Source organism: Microcoleus sp. Pol12A5 (assembly GCF_036701435.1).
Classification (GTDB): domain Bacteria; phylum Cyanobacteriota; class Cyanobacteriia; order Cyanobacteriales; family Microcoleaceae; genus Microcoleus.
On record NZ_JAUBQU010000023.1, the window covers coordinates 55,134 to 69,148 of the forward strand.

The 14,015-nt window shown below is 47.7% G+C and carries 12 protein-coding genes; 4 read left to right on the top strand and 8 right to left on the bottom strand.

Going from position 1 to position 14,015, the window contains the following annotated elements:
- Both QUA45_RS09040 and QUA45_RS09045 read right to left on the bottom strand, forming a co-directional pair.
- Window positions 1-1,274 (bottom strand): calcium-binding protein (locus tag QUA45_RS09040; RefSeq protein ID WP_333220356.1); only part of this gene is annotated, 1,274 nt, incomplete at its 3' end.
- A 381-nt stretch (window positions 1,275-1,655) separates the two neighbouring features.
- Window positions 1,656-3,866, bottom strand: a complete 2,211-nt coding sequence (locus QUA45_RS09045) for a recombinase family protein (RefSeq protein WP_333220358.1) — start codon at window positions 3,864-3,866, stop codon at window positions 1,656-1,658.
- Window positions 3,867-3,918: 52 nt separating this feature from the next.
- On the opposite strand from QUA45_RS09045, the gene QUA45_RS09050 reads away from it, so the two are divergent.
- On the top strand, window positions 3,919-5,286 hold the full coding sequence (locus tag QUA45_RS09050) for a proton extrusion protein PcxA (protein WP_333220360.1): 1,368 nt from the start codon (window positions 3,919-3,921) through the stop codon (window positions 5,284-5,286).
- A gap of 460 nt (window positions 5,287-5,746) precedes the next feature.
- Here QUA45_RS09050 and QUA45_RS09055 read toward each other — a convergent pair whose 3' ends face one another.
- From QUA45_RS09055 to QUA45_RS09070, 4 genes are all read right to left on the bottom strand, one after another.
- Window positions 5,747-5,872 (bottom strand): hypothetical protein, encoded by a 126-nt coding sequence (locus QUA45_RS09055; RefSeq protein WP_333099197.1) that lies wholly within the window; start codon window positions 5,870-5,872, stop codon window positions 5,747-5,749.
- The gene (rodA, locus tag QUA45_RS09060) at window positions 5,863-7,122 is read right to left on the bottom strand and encodes a rod shape-determining protein RodA (protein WP_333099199.1); all 1,260 of its coding nucleotides are present in this window, start codon (window positions 7,120-7,122) and stop codon (window positions 5,863-5,865) included. Before rodA ends, QUA45_RS09055 begins: the two co-directional genes overlap by 10 nt.
- Window positions 7,123-7,389: 267 nt before the next feature.
- A complete protein-coding gene (locus QUA45_RS09065) occupies window positions 7,390-7,737 on the bottom strand; it encodes a VOC family protein (protein WP_190661613.1) in 348 nt (115 codons plus the stop codon).
- A gap of 61 nt (window positions 7,738-7,798) precedes the next feature.
- On the bottom strand, window positions 7,799-10,210 hold the full coding sequence (locus QUA45_RS09070; protein WP_333220362.1) for a tetratricopeptide repeat protein: 2,412 nt from the start codon (window positions 10,208-10,210) through the stop codon (window positions 7,799-7,801).
- 214 nt (window positions 10,211-10,424) lie between these two features.
- Here QUA45_RS09070 and QUA45_RS09075 point away from each other — a divergent pair, with 214 nt between their 5' ends.
- From QUA45_RS09075 to QUA45_RS09085, 3 genes are all read left to right on the top strand, one after another.
- Entirely contained in the window at window positions 10,425-10,631 is a 207-nt protein-coding gene (locus QUA45_RS09075) for an NfeD family protein (RefSeq protein WP_333036967.1), read from the top strand.
- Between the two features lie 29 nt (window positions 10,632-10,660).
- Window positions 10,661-10,849, top strand: a complete 189-nt coding sequence (locus QUA45_RS09080; protein ID WP_333220364.1) for an NfeD family protein — start codon at window positions 10,661-10,663, stop codon at window positions 10,847-10,849.
- A gap of 79 nt (window positions 10,850-10,928) precedes the next feature.
- A complete protein-coding gene (locus QUA45_RS09085) occupies window positions 10,929-11,111 on the top strand; it encodes an NfeD family protein (protein ID WP_015175752.1) in 183 nt (60 codons plus the stop codon).
- Between the two features lie 500 nt (window positions 11,112-11,611).
- Here QUA45_RS09085 and QUA45_RS09090 read toward each other — a convergent pair whose 3' ends face one another.
- Both QUA45_RS09090 and QUA45_RS09095 read right to left on the bottom strand, forming a co-directional pair.
- Window positions 11,612-12,472, bottom strand: coding sequence for a class I SAM-dependent methyltransferase (locus QUA45_RS09090; RefSeq protein ID WP_333099203.1), 861 nt, complete (start codon window positions 12,470-12,472; stop codon window positions 11,612-11,614).
- Between the two features lie 43 nt (window positions 12,473-12,515).
- On the bottom strand, window positions 12,516-14,015 hold a 1,500-nt coding region (locus tag QUA45_RS09095; protein WP_333220366.1), incomplete at its 5' end, for an ABC transporter ATP-binding protein.

Sequence of the window (14,015 nt, forward strand, 5' to 3'; positions counted from 1 at the left end):
GTCGGACTGGTTGTCGGCGTCGGACTGGTTGTCGGCGTCGGACTGGTTGTCGGCGTCGGACTGGTTGTCGGCGTCGGACTGGTTGTCGGCGTCGGCAGGGGAAGCGGAGTTGCGCTGCCGGGAACTGTGGGTGCAATTACAAATGAGCTTCGCCCTAGGGTTCTGCTGTCTACTCCGGGCAATACTGCTAAAAAGTCGCCGCTGACGCCGTTGCGAATAATCGTACTGCCTGCTTTGGTCTCGGTGCTTTGGAAGATTACCAAATCTTCAAACTTGAGGTCGCCACTTAACCCGATTAAATCTTCGCCTTGGCGAAAGTCTGTGAAAATGTCGGCATCGGCGAGATCTGGACCGCCTGTGGTGAGAAATGCCGGGTTAGTGCCGTCGCTGCTGCCGCTGGGGGAACTGAAGGCACCGATGACGAAGACATCTCTGCCTTCGCCTCCTGCCACTACGTCTTTGCCTGCTTCGCCCCAAATCACGTCATTGCCAGCACCGCCGTCCACGATGTCGTCGCCGTCACCGCCGAATACGATGTCGTCGCCGTCGCCGGAAAAAAATGTATCCCCGCCGGCGTTGCCGTAGAGCCAGTCGCCTCCTTCGTTGCCAAATAGCAAGTCTTCGCCGTCGCCACCGAAGAGCGAGTCGTTACCTTGGTCGCCCCACAGGATGTCGTCGCCTCGATCGCCCAAAAAGCTATCGTCGCCAGAGCCTCCACGCAAGCTGTCGCTGCCTTTACCACCGTAAGCCGTGTCTCTGCCTTCGCCTCCGATTACCGTGTCGTTGCCATCGTTGCCATACAACTGGTCGGGGTTATTTCCCCCGTCGAGGGAGTCGTTGTCTTTACCTCCGTACAGGGTATCGAGTCCTGAACCGCCATCAAGAACGTCGTTGCCGGGCGCGCCGAACAGCACGTCATCATCATCTGCCCCGAATACTAAATCGTCGCCGTCGGCTCCTTGCAGGTTGTCGTTGCCTTGCAGCCCGGAAATCACGTCGGGACCGGGACTGCCAACTAAGGAGTCGTTGGTTTCGGTGCCACGGACTACGCCGCCGATGACTGCGGGCGACGTACCTTGGCCCCCGCCCAATGTGTCGTCTATGCCACCAAATGTGTCGTCACCGGAGGGAGTTGGTGTTGGAGTCGGCGTCGGAGTTGGTGTTGGAGTCGGTTCTGGTGTTGGAGTCGGTTCTGGTGTTGGAGTCGGTTCTGGTGTTGGAGTCGGTTCTGGTGTTGGAGTTGGTATACTTACTACTGGCACTGCACTTGGCATTATTTTGGCTCCTTTAAACGACGATGCCGATTAACTTTAAGAACTGATTAGTATCAGTTTGTTGCCACAAATCTGGCTTAAAATTGATTAATAATCCCGATCATTTCTAGCATACTAAATCAAAACTGCAACGGCTATGGATATTTTTTAAGCCGGGCATCTTTCGATCTCAAAATATTAATGATTGCACGTTTTGCTGCCTATGTTGGGTATACTTTAATATCGCCCCATTTCTATAGAACCTAGAAGTCTGGCTTCGAGTCAGCCCGGTGTATTGATCCAGAAGCCGAAAAAATAAAAATCTTCGCTGTCATAATTTTTTCTTTCCTCCTGCCGAATGCCGAATACATATGTGCCTCTTGCCTTCAGAAGCCGACTTTCTTATGCTGACTTCTGACAAGAAACAGAGCTGTTAATTAGGGGCAGAAGCGGCCCGGTTTGTTCTTGTCCACTGACGGATAGTTCGCTGTGGCAAAGGTAAAGCAGGGAACAGCGACTTAATAAATCTAGCAGAATTCGTCGCAGTCGCTGTTGGTCGGCGGTCGTTTCGTCTTCGGTTTCCCAGGGGCGTCCGAGTTGCGATCGCAAAAATAAGGGAGCGCCAAACAAGGTCGCCGCACCGCCACTCAGCCACAGCGGCGAGCCGGCATCCAGCCAAAAATGCCATTTGTGGGCGCGGCGGCTGCTGCGGTACTGGAAGATGTTGGCGAGGGTTACGGCTCTGGCTGCTGGGCCTTCTGGACGCACTGGAAATGGGTTGGCGGTGACGGTTCCTTGGCGCAACAACTGGATGAACTGGGCGATCGTTTCTGAGTCGCCGCCGTTTGTTGGTTCTACGCGCTGCATTCGCCCGTTGATTTCCCAGTAGTGGGTGGCGGTTTCCATTAACTCGCGCAGGGCTGCTAGCCGATCGTAGGGCAGATATCTGTCGTTCATGAGAAATTTTTGGATCGCTCGATCGAGCAGCGCAATTGGACTCGGCAACAGCCGCTCCTGCTGTTGCAACCGCTGTTGTTCGATCCACTCGACAATCTGCTCGTAGGCCCTGGCTGCTCGGTGTCCCAGTCTGTCCCACCGGGGAAAGGCTGTAATTGGCAGCAATTGAGGTCGATCGAGATTTGGACGAAAACAGTGATCGGCGATTAAACCTGCTCTCACTTGGTCGATCGATTTTTGATGGTGAATTTGAGATGTTAAATTGAAAGTCGAGTTAGAATCTTCTGTTTCCAATGAACGGTGTTTCTGGCTGCCCAACACTACCAGCATTTCGGCGGCGCCGTCTCGATCGACTAAACGGCCGAGTCCCGGATAAACTAAGGCTAACAAAGTGAGTAAAGCTCGAATCTCTGGGGTAGTCGAAAGGGGGCGCTGATCGTTGAGAGATACGGCGGCGATACCATCTCGCGCGAGAATTTCCGTTAAACTGTAACGGGCGATCGCATCCATCCCAGGGGCAATTACAGCGATTTCCTGCGGTTCCACGGCTTCTGACTTCACCGCATCCACGATGATTTCGGCGGTTTCTCGCAGCAGTTGAGCCCGGGAAGTGGTTTGGAGCGATCGAACCGATCCGGGCAAATTCAAGCCTAAAGGATAAAAACCCTCAGAATTAACTGCTAAACTTACCGCTAAATCTCCAATCTCTGGGGCTAAACCGGCTTGTGCGTCCAAATTTTCCACGCTTTGACAGCGGTCTTCGAGTCTGGCTAGGTATTCCGTGTCAGCCCCCAAGCCCAAACGCACTCCTCCATCTCGATTGTAGGAGAACGCCCCTGCTGCACCTTGGTCGAGCATTCGATCGAACAAATGGCGACTTATCGCCGGATAATCGTCAACATCGTCTGCGATCGCAGCTTGGTATCTAGAGGCCAAATGCTGCTGGTAACTGCTATCCGGCAACAAATAGCGCCAGTAGAGTTCGCAAACAATCCCGTAAGTCAGGAACCCCCGCGTCAAGCACCATTCCCGCCACCTTTCCAGCAACTCTCCCATGTTACTCCACAGGTTGGTCGATCCGCCTGAGATAGCAAATCCCTGTTCCAGAATGCTGGGAATCTCTTCTCTGGGCGTACCGCTGACAGCAGCAAGTTGTAATAAGTCTAGTGTTCGACGCACCATTCGGTTTGGACTTACCCCTGTTTGTTGCAAAATGCCTTCGTCTAGTTCGCGACGCCAGAGTCTCGCGGCAAGTTCCAGTTCGGTTTCAGGTTGCAGTCGCAAGGGAAATTGAGCTCTCAAATTCAGCGACTGAACTAGCAGGGGCCAAAATAGCAATACCTCCTGCTCAAAAAAACCGAAGGGCGTTGTGGAGTGAAAGGTATATTTTCCTTCGGTAGCGACGGCGATGCGATCGGCCAATTCTAGTCGGTTGTCTCCGTTAGCTGCTAAGACTAAAATTGCTGGGGCAGTTTGTCCAGCCCGCCGCCGCCCGGAACTCGATCGCCCTGAAACTTTTGTGGGCAGGGGCTTGACAGTTTTGCTCCAAATGCAGAACTGCTCGACTAAACGAGCGGTTTTGCCGCTGCGGGCAGAGCCGACAATCCAAATTGAATCCTCGGCGGCAGTTCTCAATTTAGGTAAATTTGTTACCATACCGTGAATAGTTTAATCACTAATGTCTACAGCCAACTAACCAGCTTTTGCTATGAATACTTCTCCGTGGCACAGGATTGTAAAATATCTCTACAGGGCTAACCAATGGTATCGAGAAACGCCTGAGAGGGCCCTAGAACAGGCCTACGATGCTGCGTTAGCCATTAAGGCGATCGAAGACGAGCATTTTGGCGGTCAAGGAATCTCTGAGCGATCGGGAGAGTACGGACAAAGCACCTTGTCTTACTTTAAATCCGAGCTGCAAAAATACCTCAAGGTCATCCAAACCAGAATGGTTGAGTTTAATGCTAGCCGTTCTTTTTTGGAACTGCCGGAGCGAGTGGGGGCAAAACCGAAAACGGGGCACAGCGCTGAGCCTCACCAGCACGGATCACCTCTCAACCATAAAGATAGAGACTCCCTTATATTTGAGAAGCTAGAGTTTATTGATGGAGTCATCGACAAGTATATTAATAATAGTAGATCGACGGCAATTGTTCCGGTTGTCAGCTCCGTAAATCTGCAGGCAAAATCTACAACAAATAACAGTTCTCCACCTGACCCCAAAAATAAAGGTTCAGCTAATTCGGTTCAAATTCACGATGGTGAGGTTGACACTAACTATGAAGAAGTAAATTTATTACCGCGATCGCTTTTGGGAACTTTGAATCGAATCACTAAAGATTTAGACCCTGGAGCTGAAAAAGAAGTAGTCAAAAATTTTCGCAATTCCAAAGTAAAAACAATTATTTCTCTCAGATTTATTTTGCTTTTGATTTTAGTTCCGCTGTTGACGAATCAAATATCCAAAAACTTTCTAGTCGGACCGATAGTTGACCATTTTAGAGGTCAAGAAAATGCCCCAGTTTTCATAAATGTTAACCTGGAAGAAGAAGCATTACAAGAACTGGAGAGATTTGAGCAGCACCTGAAATTTGAAAGGTTAATAGGCACTGCTCCGTCGCTTTCTTTAGAGGAAATGGAAAAGAAGATTTCCGAAAAAGCAGTTGAGCTCGCGGAGGAATACCGCGCTGAAAGTGGGGGAGCTATTAAAAATATTTTTGCCGATTTGATTTCAGTCATTGCCTTTGCCGCTATTATCGTCACTAACAAGAAAGAGATTGAGATTTTAAAGTCTTTCATGGACGATGTGATTTACGGTCTCAGCGACAGTGCGAAAGCTTTCGTAATTATTTTGTTTACAGATGTGTTTGTCGGATTCCACTCGCCTCATGGTTGGGAAGTAATTCTCGAAGGTTTATCGAGACATTTGGGACTGCCAGAAAATAGGCAGTTCATATTTTTGTTCATTGCAACGTTTCCAGTGATATTGGATACGGTATTTAAGTATTGGATATTCCGCTATTTAAACCGGAGTTCGCCTTCGGCTGTTGCTACGTACAAGAATATGAACGAATAATTAGAGGCGAAGGAAGTTCGGCAACGGATTCTTTAACGGATGTAACGGATGTCATGAAGAAGGAAGTTCGGCAACGAGCAATGTAGGGGATATAACCGATGCCAGTCCGATGGAAGTCGGAAGTTCGGCAACGAATTGGCTCGACGGATGAAACGAATGTCAGAAAGAAGGAAGAAGGAAGGAAGTGAGGAAGAAGAAAGGAAGAAGAAAAAAAAGATGTAATAATAGTAATGCTTTCAGGCCTTGATAAGGTCCTCAGTAGGACCTCCACTGCACAGAGAGTGGCTTACCCATAGCGCACAAAAGCATTTATTGTTTGCGTCAGAAGTGGTTTAATTAAGTTGATCTACTTAAGCTGTTGGGTCTCTAAATTTTATTTTTGGGCGGGTTTTCGCGCGCACCCCACAAGAATTTTATCAAACTTGACAGTTATCAAGGCTCGGCTCAGGAAGCGTAAAATTTAGATGTGGCTAGGTCGATCGACAAAAAATGCGATCGCCCGCAGAATCTCTCGAAAGAAATCAAAAGCGCGATCGCATTCCCAGAACCAATTACCAATTAGCAATTGCCAACGATCTAATTCCAACGCTTCTTGCGCTGTCGCTGGCTTGCCACCGCCTCCACCAGCCCCAGGCCGAGAAAATTACTCAGCAGCGACGCATTTCCGTAACTTAGGAAAGGCAGTGGAATCCCAGTAACCGGCGCCAAGCCAATGTTCATCCCAATATTGACGAACACCTGAAAAATCAACATTGACAGTACGCCGATCGCTAGCAAAGAACCAAAATTATCGTTAGCAGTTTGAGCTATCGTCACCAACCGGAAACAAATTATCCAGAAAATCAACAACACGCCAATACAGCCAATAAAACCCAATTCTTCGCCAATAGCTGAAAAGATAAAGTCCGTATGCTGTTCGGGAATAAAGTTAAGCTGAGTTTGCGTTCCCTGAAACAAACCCCGGCCCTTCAGTTCCCCAGCGCCAATAGCAATCCGAGATTGAATCAAGTGATATCCGCTGCCTAAAGGGTCTTTTTCGGGGTTTAAAAACCCTGTCAAACGCATTTTTTGATAATCCTTGAGCACATTCCAAAAAATATGTCCGAGGTGCCCAGAAACAACGTTCACCAACACAGCACCGAAAGTCCCCAACCAGGGCCAAGGCAGGGTTCGCCAAGCGATAATACCCGCAATAACTACCCAGGCTATCCAAATCGGTGTAGACAGGTTATTGAAGAGAACTGAGATGAGAGGAGAGAATAGCAATATTAGCCAGCCGGGATTGACATTACCCCAGTAAAACATCCCCATTGTGATCGCGCCGAAGACTAAGGAAGTGCCTAAATTTGGTTCGGCAAATATCAATCCCCAGGGTACAGCCATAATCGCCAGCATCCTCAACATATCCCGGACTGTGGGGACACTCTTCTCGTGCAGGAGAGCTGCTAAAGTGACAATCATGCCTACTTTGGCAAATTCTGAGGGTTGCAGGTAGAAGCCGCCGATGTTGATCCACCGCTGGGCACCGAGCCCTGTAGTACCGATAAAACGCACTGCGATCAGCGACAAATTGATTAATATGTAAATCGGCCATTTCCACTCAAGCAGTATTTGGTAGCGACAGCGGGAAATGATGATGGCGAGGAACAAACCGACTGCCCCAGTTACCCAGTGCCGCCACCAGTCGATCAGTCCCTGGTTGATTTCGACGCTGCGGATCATGATTCCGCCGAAGATGGTAAGGGCGATGCAAGCGGCGAACAGCCAAGGGTCTGCTTCTTCCCAGGGTTTGAAGATTGATTTCCAGCGGTTTCTGACTTGTATTCTCTGCAACATGAGGATTTTAGATTTTAGATTTTAGATTTTAGATTATCGAACCGATTTTCGGAAGTTGCGGATATATTTCGGATTCAGAGTCTGCACCTTACTTTAGAACTTTACAAGCGTCGGTGTGAGTACCTCACATTATTCGGGGAGTTGTAGGGATGTTCCGGGCCGTCAGCAACGGGTTAGGAGTGCGCGGACACACTAATCTGTAGGGTGGGCCAGGCCGCGCACCTGAAGCGGATTTAGCCCGATCGCGATTCGCAAGTTCTAGAATCGTCAGGCCGGTTCGTAAAGGTACTCAAAGCCGTTCCCATCTGGATCTCTGCCGTAAAAAGATGCAGTACCGTCGCGGTGTTCGTGAATGTGGGTGACGGAAACACCATCGGCTTTGAGTTGTTCGTAGGCGGATTCCATTTCGGTACGATCGTCAAATACAAACCCAAAATGCGGCCCTGCTTGGTCGTAACTCGGACTCAACAGCGCCAATCCGTCCTCTCCTGCTTTCAAATAAGCCCAGTCTGCATCTTTCCAGACTAACTCCATACCCAAGTTGCGGTAGAATTCAGCAGACTTCTCTATGTCTTGCACGCAGACGGCTACGTGTCCCAATCGTTTTAGTTTCATATCTACAAAGTTTATGGTTGTTCTTTCATTTATTGTATCTATTTTATGATTTTTTGCTCGATTAATTAGCTATTTTTTCGGTTTTTTTTGTGGCAGCTAACTGTACTTTTTCTACTTGTTTGCTAGCGTCCATTTCGCTGAACAGTTGAATGGCGCGATCAAAATTTTCTTGACTTTTCTCGATGTTACCAAGTTTTTGTTCTGTTAGTGCTAGTTGATAGCAAGCTTCGGCTCGGTCTAATTTAGCGCTGGTTCGATCGAGTATTTCTATTGCTTCTGCATGGTGCTGCAGGGCTTGGTCAAATTCTCCCTGTTCTCGGTACAGCGCTGCTATACCGCTGAGAGCTTTGGCTTTGATGGTGCTGTACTGGTTTTGGTCGGCTTGGGCGATCGCTTGGCGGTACAAACTCAAAGCTTTCTCTGTCTCTCCCAGGTTTTGATAGGTGGCGGCGAGAAAAACTAACTTGTATCCCGTACCCACCAAATGACTGTTTTCCCGATCGGCATAAAGTTTTTCGGCGAGCTCTTCCGCCTCTTTTTTGGCTCCGATATACGAGTTGAGGAAAGCTAACCCGACATCGATCGAATAGCTGTTAATCCCGATTTCGTCCTGCGAATTTTTCAGCTTGACAAATATCTCCATAGCTGATTCTAATTCGCGCATTTCTATTTGACAAAAACCTATATTAATTGCAGCGTTAACTTTCCAAAATTCCAGATTAGCTTGTTTGTCGTTTTCCGGTTCGCTGCTTTTAGCGATAATTTGCAAAGATTTAGTGGATTTTATTTCTGATATTTTATGGCATTCTATGGCTTGATTTATCTCGCCTAATATCCGGTAACAAACACCTAAAATACTGTAAAGACCGCTCAAATAATAGTCAGAAGTTACATTGTTTACGATGCGAGTAGTTGCTGAAATTATTGGCTGCAAGAAACCTAATTTGTAGAGCGCTCGACCGAGCTTATAATCTTTGGCAAACTGGATATTGATTTTTTTGAGGATGACGCTAGCGGCCTGCTCGAAACAGCTAATTGCCACATAATGATAGTAAGCTTCAAAAGCTTTCAGGGCATCTTCTACACTCTCAATATTTTCAACACTCTCTGTCCAGAACTCGGCTGCTTTGCGATTTGCAGTCTCCCAGTCTCCGGGCGAGAGCCGATCGACCGCTTCTTCCCGAATTGCTGGATGCAGCCAGTATTCGCCCTTCTGAGACTCGACTAGCGATCGGTGCAACAGCGATTTAATGATTTGTCGGCGTCCGGCTTCGGGCACGTCCCACAGCAAGCACAAAAGTCCGTCAGTAGGGACTGTCGGCACGTCTTGATAGCGGTAACAGCCCAAGCGACAGAGGAGTTGATAGGCTTCCGAATCGAGTTCTTGCAGGCGGTTAAATTGACTGGTAACTAAATTTTTTAAGTCAGTTTCAAGGAGCGGATCTTCGCTGTTTTCCAGCCAGTAGGCTGCCATATCTCCGTCAAAATCTTCTCGAATCGTGCCGCAAATAATGCCCATTGCTTTAGCATTGCCGCCGTAAACTTTGTGCATTTCCTTGAGGGCGACATCATCTATATTGATATTGCGGGCGCTAAAAAACTGCCGCCAAACTTCAACTTCCAATCCAGGAAGCAGGTAGTGTTCGACGGTGACATCAGAATCGCACAGTCGATCGCGACTGGTAATCAGCGTTACCGACTGCACCGCTGCGTCAGCCAAAACTCGCAACAGTTCCACGTAAAGCCGGTGCGGTTCAATAAACTTACCTTGTCCGTCGAGTGCGGCTTCCAAATTGTCAATCAATACGCCGACTTTGTGAGTCTGAAGCTGTCGCTTCAGCCGTCCCAGGGTGACGCCAAAGTCTGGCCCGGGTTCTTCCTGAAAGTCTTGCTTGAGCCATTCTTCGATCGCGCTTTCCAATGCCGTGATATTCTCTGTCTCTTTTGCCATCAACAGTTCAATTACCCGATCGAACCCTTGAGATTTGAGATACTGTCTGGCCAAAGTTGTTTTGCCGATACCGCCGGCACTTTGGATGACAATCACTTTTGCACCTTGGGCGACAAGAGTATTGAGATCTTCGATCGCCCCGAAGCGGCCCAAAAAATTCGGGTTTTCCATATCCAACTCCGCATCAAGTCCGAGAGATACTTGGGCTGGAACAGTTTGTCCCGACTGCGGTTCTAGTTTCGAGTAGCTGCGCCAATACCGTTCTACTACCGCTTGAAGGTTGTCTCTTTTGACTTTTTCGCCATCTCCAAACAAAGCTGAAAGCCGCTTCCACAAATTAGAGGCAGCATCCTTAACAGTCCCTACTCCATACCCTTCACTATCTGCAACCTGTTGGTACGTCCTGCCTTGCACGCCTTGCCAAGCTTCGCGAAAGATCGCGCTGTCAAGGTTGTCGAGAGTTTTCAGGTTTCGAGCCACAAGTAACGAGTTGGTAAAATCCAGTGCACGATCGGCTTCCATTTAGTCACCAGGTTTAGCGTTACCCATCTGAGACAACTTTAACAGACTTTTTCCGACTCGCTTACACGCTCAAACAGTGGACTTGTATAGACTTTTACCGACTGACACGGCCGAGGTTGGCAGGGGATACTGTTGAGTGTGGAGGGGAAGTTGACCGACAAGCTTCTAACTTACACGCCAATTGAGTCGAGTTTATATTCTGGAGCAAGCAGCTATGTCTATTAACGATGTTGAAACAGCGATCGTAGATGAACAAATTCGCCCTCAAGAATGCGGCCGCGTTCGTTTCCAAAACAGTTGGTGGCCGGCGAAGTGCGATCGAGACATGACTTTTGAACCCGGTGAGGTGGTTCGCGTCGTGGGAATTGAAAATATTACTTTGATCGTTGCAGCGTCGTTTGCGATCAATTCTGAAAGTTAAGGCAAATCTACAATCGGGAGTGAGCAATCATGAATTTTGACAATTCCGAAAAAGCGATCGTGGATGAAGAAATTCGACCGAATGAGTGCGGTCGCGTTCGTTTCCAAAACAGTTGGTGGCCGGCGAAGTGCGATGGAGACCTGACTTTTGAACCCGGTGACGTGGTTCGCGTAGTCGGAATTGACAATATTACTTTAATAGTTGAAGCGTCGTTATAAATCAAAGGGTTAGGGAGTCAAGCTATAAGTTTATAGCATCCCAACGTTCAGGCCAACCTAGAAGCAGGAGAAAGTAATCATGACTGTCAGCCATTTAGAAAGAGCGATCGTTGAAGAAGAAATTAAACCGAATCAATCCGGCAGTGTGCGATTTCAAAGCAGTTGGTGGCCTGCTAAGTGCGTTCGAGAAATAACTTTGCAACCCGGTGAAGTTGTTCGCGTCGTGAGACTGGAAAACATTACTCTGATAGTTGAAGCGTAGTTGGGAAACAATCTGTAGGTGGCGAGTTATCGGAGGGTAGAAACAATAAATTTGCGATCGCGTTTCTATTTCGATACATTTCTCTTCAAGCGCGCGATCGCACTTCTCGCCTCTGTTAATTTCCAGATTCTAGAGTTTGACCTCAACCACAACTCGCCGCTGACAGTTTTGTCGGCGGGTTCTTTCAGTAGGAACAACGCACCGTGTTCATTGGGTCAACTTAAGACTGAAACCCTTGAGAAATCTCGCTTTTACCAAAGTCTAGATCCCCCTAAATCCCCCTTAAGAAGGGGGACTTTAAGAAGATTCTTGTCCCCCCCTTCTTAAGGGGGGCTAGGGGGGATCGAGCCCTAATCGTCAGACAGTTTACCCGTACTACGTTTGACGTTAAGTTGACACCAAGAAGGGCACGGGGCGGTGTCCCTACTTACGCAAAACCTATGTGTCATGCTGAGTGAAACGAAGCATCTCACTCAATGCTTCGCCCAAATGCCTAAGTCCTATTTTTCATAACGAACTAGAAGATGCCAGAGAAAAATATCCGGGTCGTCATGATCTATCATCTCTTTAAACATCGAAACAAAAGGCTCATAGTCCAAAAACTGCATCTCCAAACTGAGTTGTTTTAATCCCGCTTCTTTAAAGATGCGATTCAAACGCAAGGGAGTGTAATAAATTTGGGCCGTTTGCCACTCAGCATCCCAAACTTTATTGCCGTAGACATCGATAAATCCCTCTGTAACACAGTGAGCGTGTTTGCGACTAAAATAGGCAATTTCTAAGAAGCATAAGGTGGTTGGGAAATATCCGTATATCTTGCCACCTGGCTTGAGAACTTTACCAAATTCCCGTATCATGTGGCGGTTGGTTTTATCCTCACTGGAAACCACGGAATTTACAAGGAGGACGTAATCAAATTTCTCGTTCCACTCAGGTTTTAGTTCGGTGATTCGCGTGGAGTCTACTTCCTCAAACACGATTTGCCGATTGTTGAGTCGGGAATCTCCATCTGCTTTTTCCCAATCTGCTCGTGCTTTTTCAATGGCTGTTTTGGAAAAATCGGTACAGTAGATTTGTCCAATTTGGGGGCAAAATTCTAGTAAGGTTTTCTGAAGATAAATTTCCGAGCCGCAACCGGGAATTAGGACTTTGATATCCGGCGAGTTAGGAATATCATAGCCGGGAGAACGCTCTGGACGGATTAAGTTTTTGCAGATTTTGGGGTCTTGGGTGATGCTGAAAGCGGTGTTGGTATAATCTTCGTGGTTTTTATCCCAGATATCTTTCTCTTCTTCAAGAGATTTCGAGCCTAGGTTTTGAGAAGAGGGGATTAGCCATTTGTAATCATTTGTGCCGGTCATAATTTTTAACTCCAAAATGTTCAGTACAGGTCAAATCAGTGTGTCAACCGCTAACAACCAAGCTGCCGTTTTCCAGCACGTACATGACATCCGCACGCAAGGCATGGGCCATTTTGTGGGTGATGAAAATCACGGTGCGTTCTTTGGTGATGCGCTCGATGGTGGCGAGGATTTCGGCTTCTGTGGCAGGGTCAAGGGCGGATGTGGCTTCATCCAGAATCAGAATGGCTGGATTTCTCACCAAAGCTCTAGCTAAGGCGATTCTTTGCCGTTGTCCCCCTGATAACTGTCCGCCCCTGTCACCAACTGGTGTGTCGTAGCCTTGGGGTAAGGACAAAATAAATTTGTGAATCTCGGCGGCTTTGGCTGCGGCTTCGACTTGTTCGTCAGTGGCTTGTAGATAGCCCATGCGGATGTTTTCCCGCACCGAGCAATTAAAGAGAATTACATCCTGAGAAACCAGTCCGATTTGAGAACGGAGGGAGCGTACTGTGGCATGACGCAAATCAATTCCATCAAACAGAATGCGTCCTTTATCGGGGTCATAAAATCGCGTCAGCAAGTTGACAATTGTACTTTTTCCTGCTCCACTTTCACCGACAAATACCGCGAATTCTCCTTGGCGAATTTTCAGGGAGAGATTTTCAACTCCTCCTCTATCTTGGGAGTAGCTAAAGGTAACATTGTCAAAGTTAATATCGCTGAAAAAGTGAGGTAAATCGATCGCACCCGGTGCATCCTGAATCGCCGGAGTTTCTGATAAGATATCGCTGATGCGTTGCAGCCCTGCTACTCCATCGATAAATGCAGGCAGTGAGGAAGTTAAACCGAGGATATTGAGATTCAATCCTAGCATTAAAACTTGAAAGGAAGCAAGGGTGCCTACGGAAATGATATTCTGGTATGTCATGAAAGCACCGATACTTAAAACGATAAGCTGCGTCATGACAAAACCAATCATGGGCGCTTTCTGCACTAAGTAGGAGAGAAAGGTGGCGCGGACATAAACCTGTTTTAAGTCATTCAAATCGGTGGCAAAATCCTCAGTCATTTGGTTTTCCAGCCCGAATATCTTGACAACGGTTTGCGAGAGGATATTCTCTTCGATAACGCTGGCAATCAGTCCTTCTTTTTGCAGCAACTTATAGCCGACTTCTGTGGCAAGGCTGGCAATTTTTGCTGGGGCAATAGTGCAGATGGTTAAACCGATTAAACTCAGCAGGGCTAATTGCCAGTTGAGGAGGAAGAGGAAAACCAGAGAAAATAGGAAGTTAGACAGTTCTAAAACAACAACTGTCAGCCCCATTGTAATGACACCATTTTCCACCTTTTGGACATCGGCGATGAGACAATTGACAATATCCCCGGCTGAACGCCGCCCAAAAAACTCCATTGAAAGGCTCTGGAGATGCTCGAATAGAGAGTGTCGGATATTGTTGGTGATTAAAATGCCCAAACGCGCTCCTAGGAAAATTCCTAGCAAACCGATGCAGGCATATAGAATTGCTCCGACAACTAGCAATGACAGGATTAGAACCAGAAG

What these genes read in the sequence shown, in the direction of transcription:
- QUA45_RS09045 (WP_333220358.1), bottom strand. Translation starts at nt 3,866, where the DNA reads ATGGTAACAAATTTACCTAAATTGAGAACTGCCGCCGAGGATTCAATT.
- QUA45_RS09050 (WP_333220360.1), top strand. Translation starts at nt 3,919, where the DNA reads ATGAATACTTCTCCGTGGCACAGGATTGTAAAATATCTCTACAGGGCT.
- rodA (WP_333099199.1), bottom strand. Translation starts at nt 7,122, where the DNA reads ATGTTGCAGAGAATACAAGTCAGAAACCGCTGGAAATCAATCTTCAAA.
- QUA45_RS09065 (WP_190661613.1), bottom strand. Translation starts at nt 7,737, where the DNA reads ATGAAACTAAAACGATTGGGACACGTAGCCGTCTGCGTGCAAGACATA.
- QUA45_RS09070 (WP_333220362.1), bottom strand. Translation starts at nt 10,210, where the DNA reads ATGGAAGCCGATCGTGCACTGGATTTTACCAACTCGTTACTTGTGGCT.
- QUA45_RS09075 (WP_333036967.1), top strand. Translation starts at nt 10,425, where the DNA reads ATGTCTATTAACGATGTTGAAACAGCGATCGTAGATGAACAAATTCGC.
- QUA45_RS09080 (WP_333220364.1), top strand. Translation starts at nt 10,661, where the DNA reads ATGAATTTTGACAATTCCGAAAAAGCGATCGTGGATGAAGAAATTCGA.
- QUA45_RS09085 (WP_015175752.1), top strand. Translation starts at nt 10,929, where the DNA reads ATGACTGTCAGCCATTTAGAAAGAGCGATCGTTGAAGAAGAAATTAAA.
- QUA45_RS09090 (WP_333099203.1), bottom strand. Translation starts at nt 12,472, where the DNA reads ATGACCGGCACAAATGATTACAAATGGCTAATCCCCTCTTCTCAAAAC.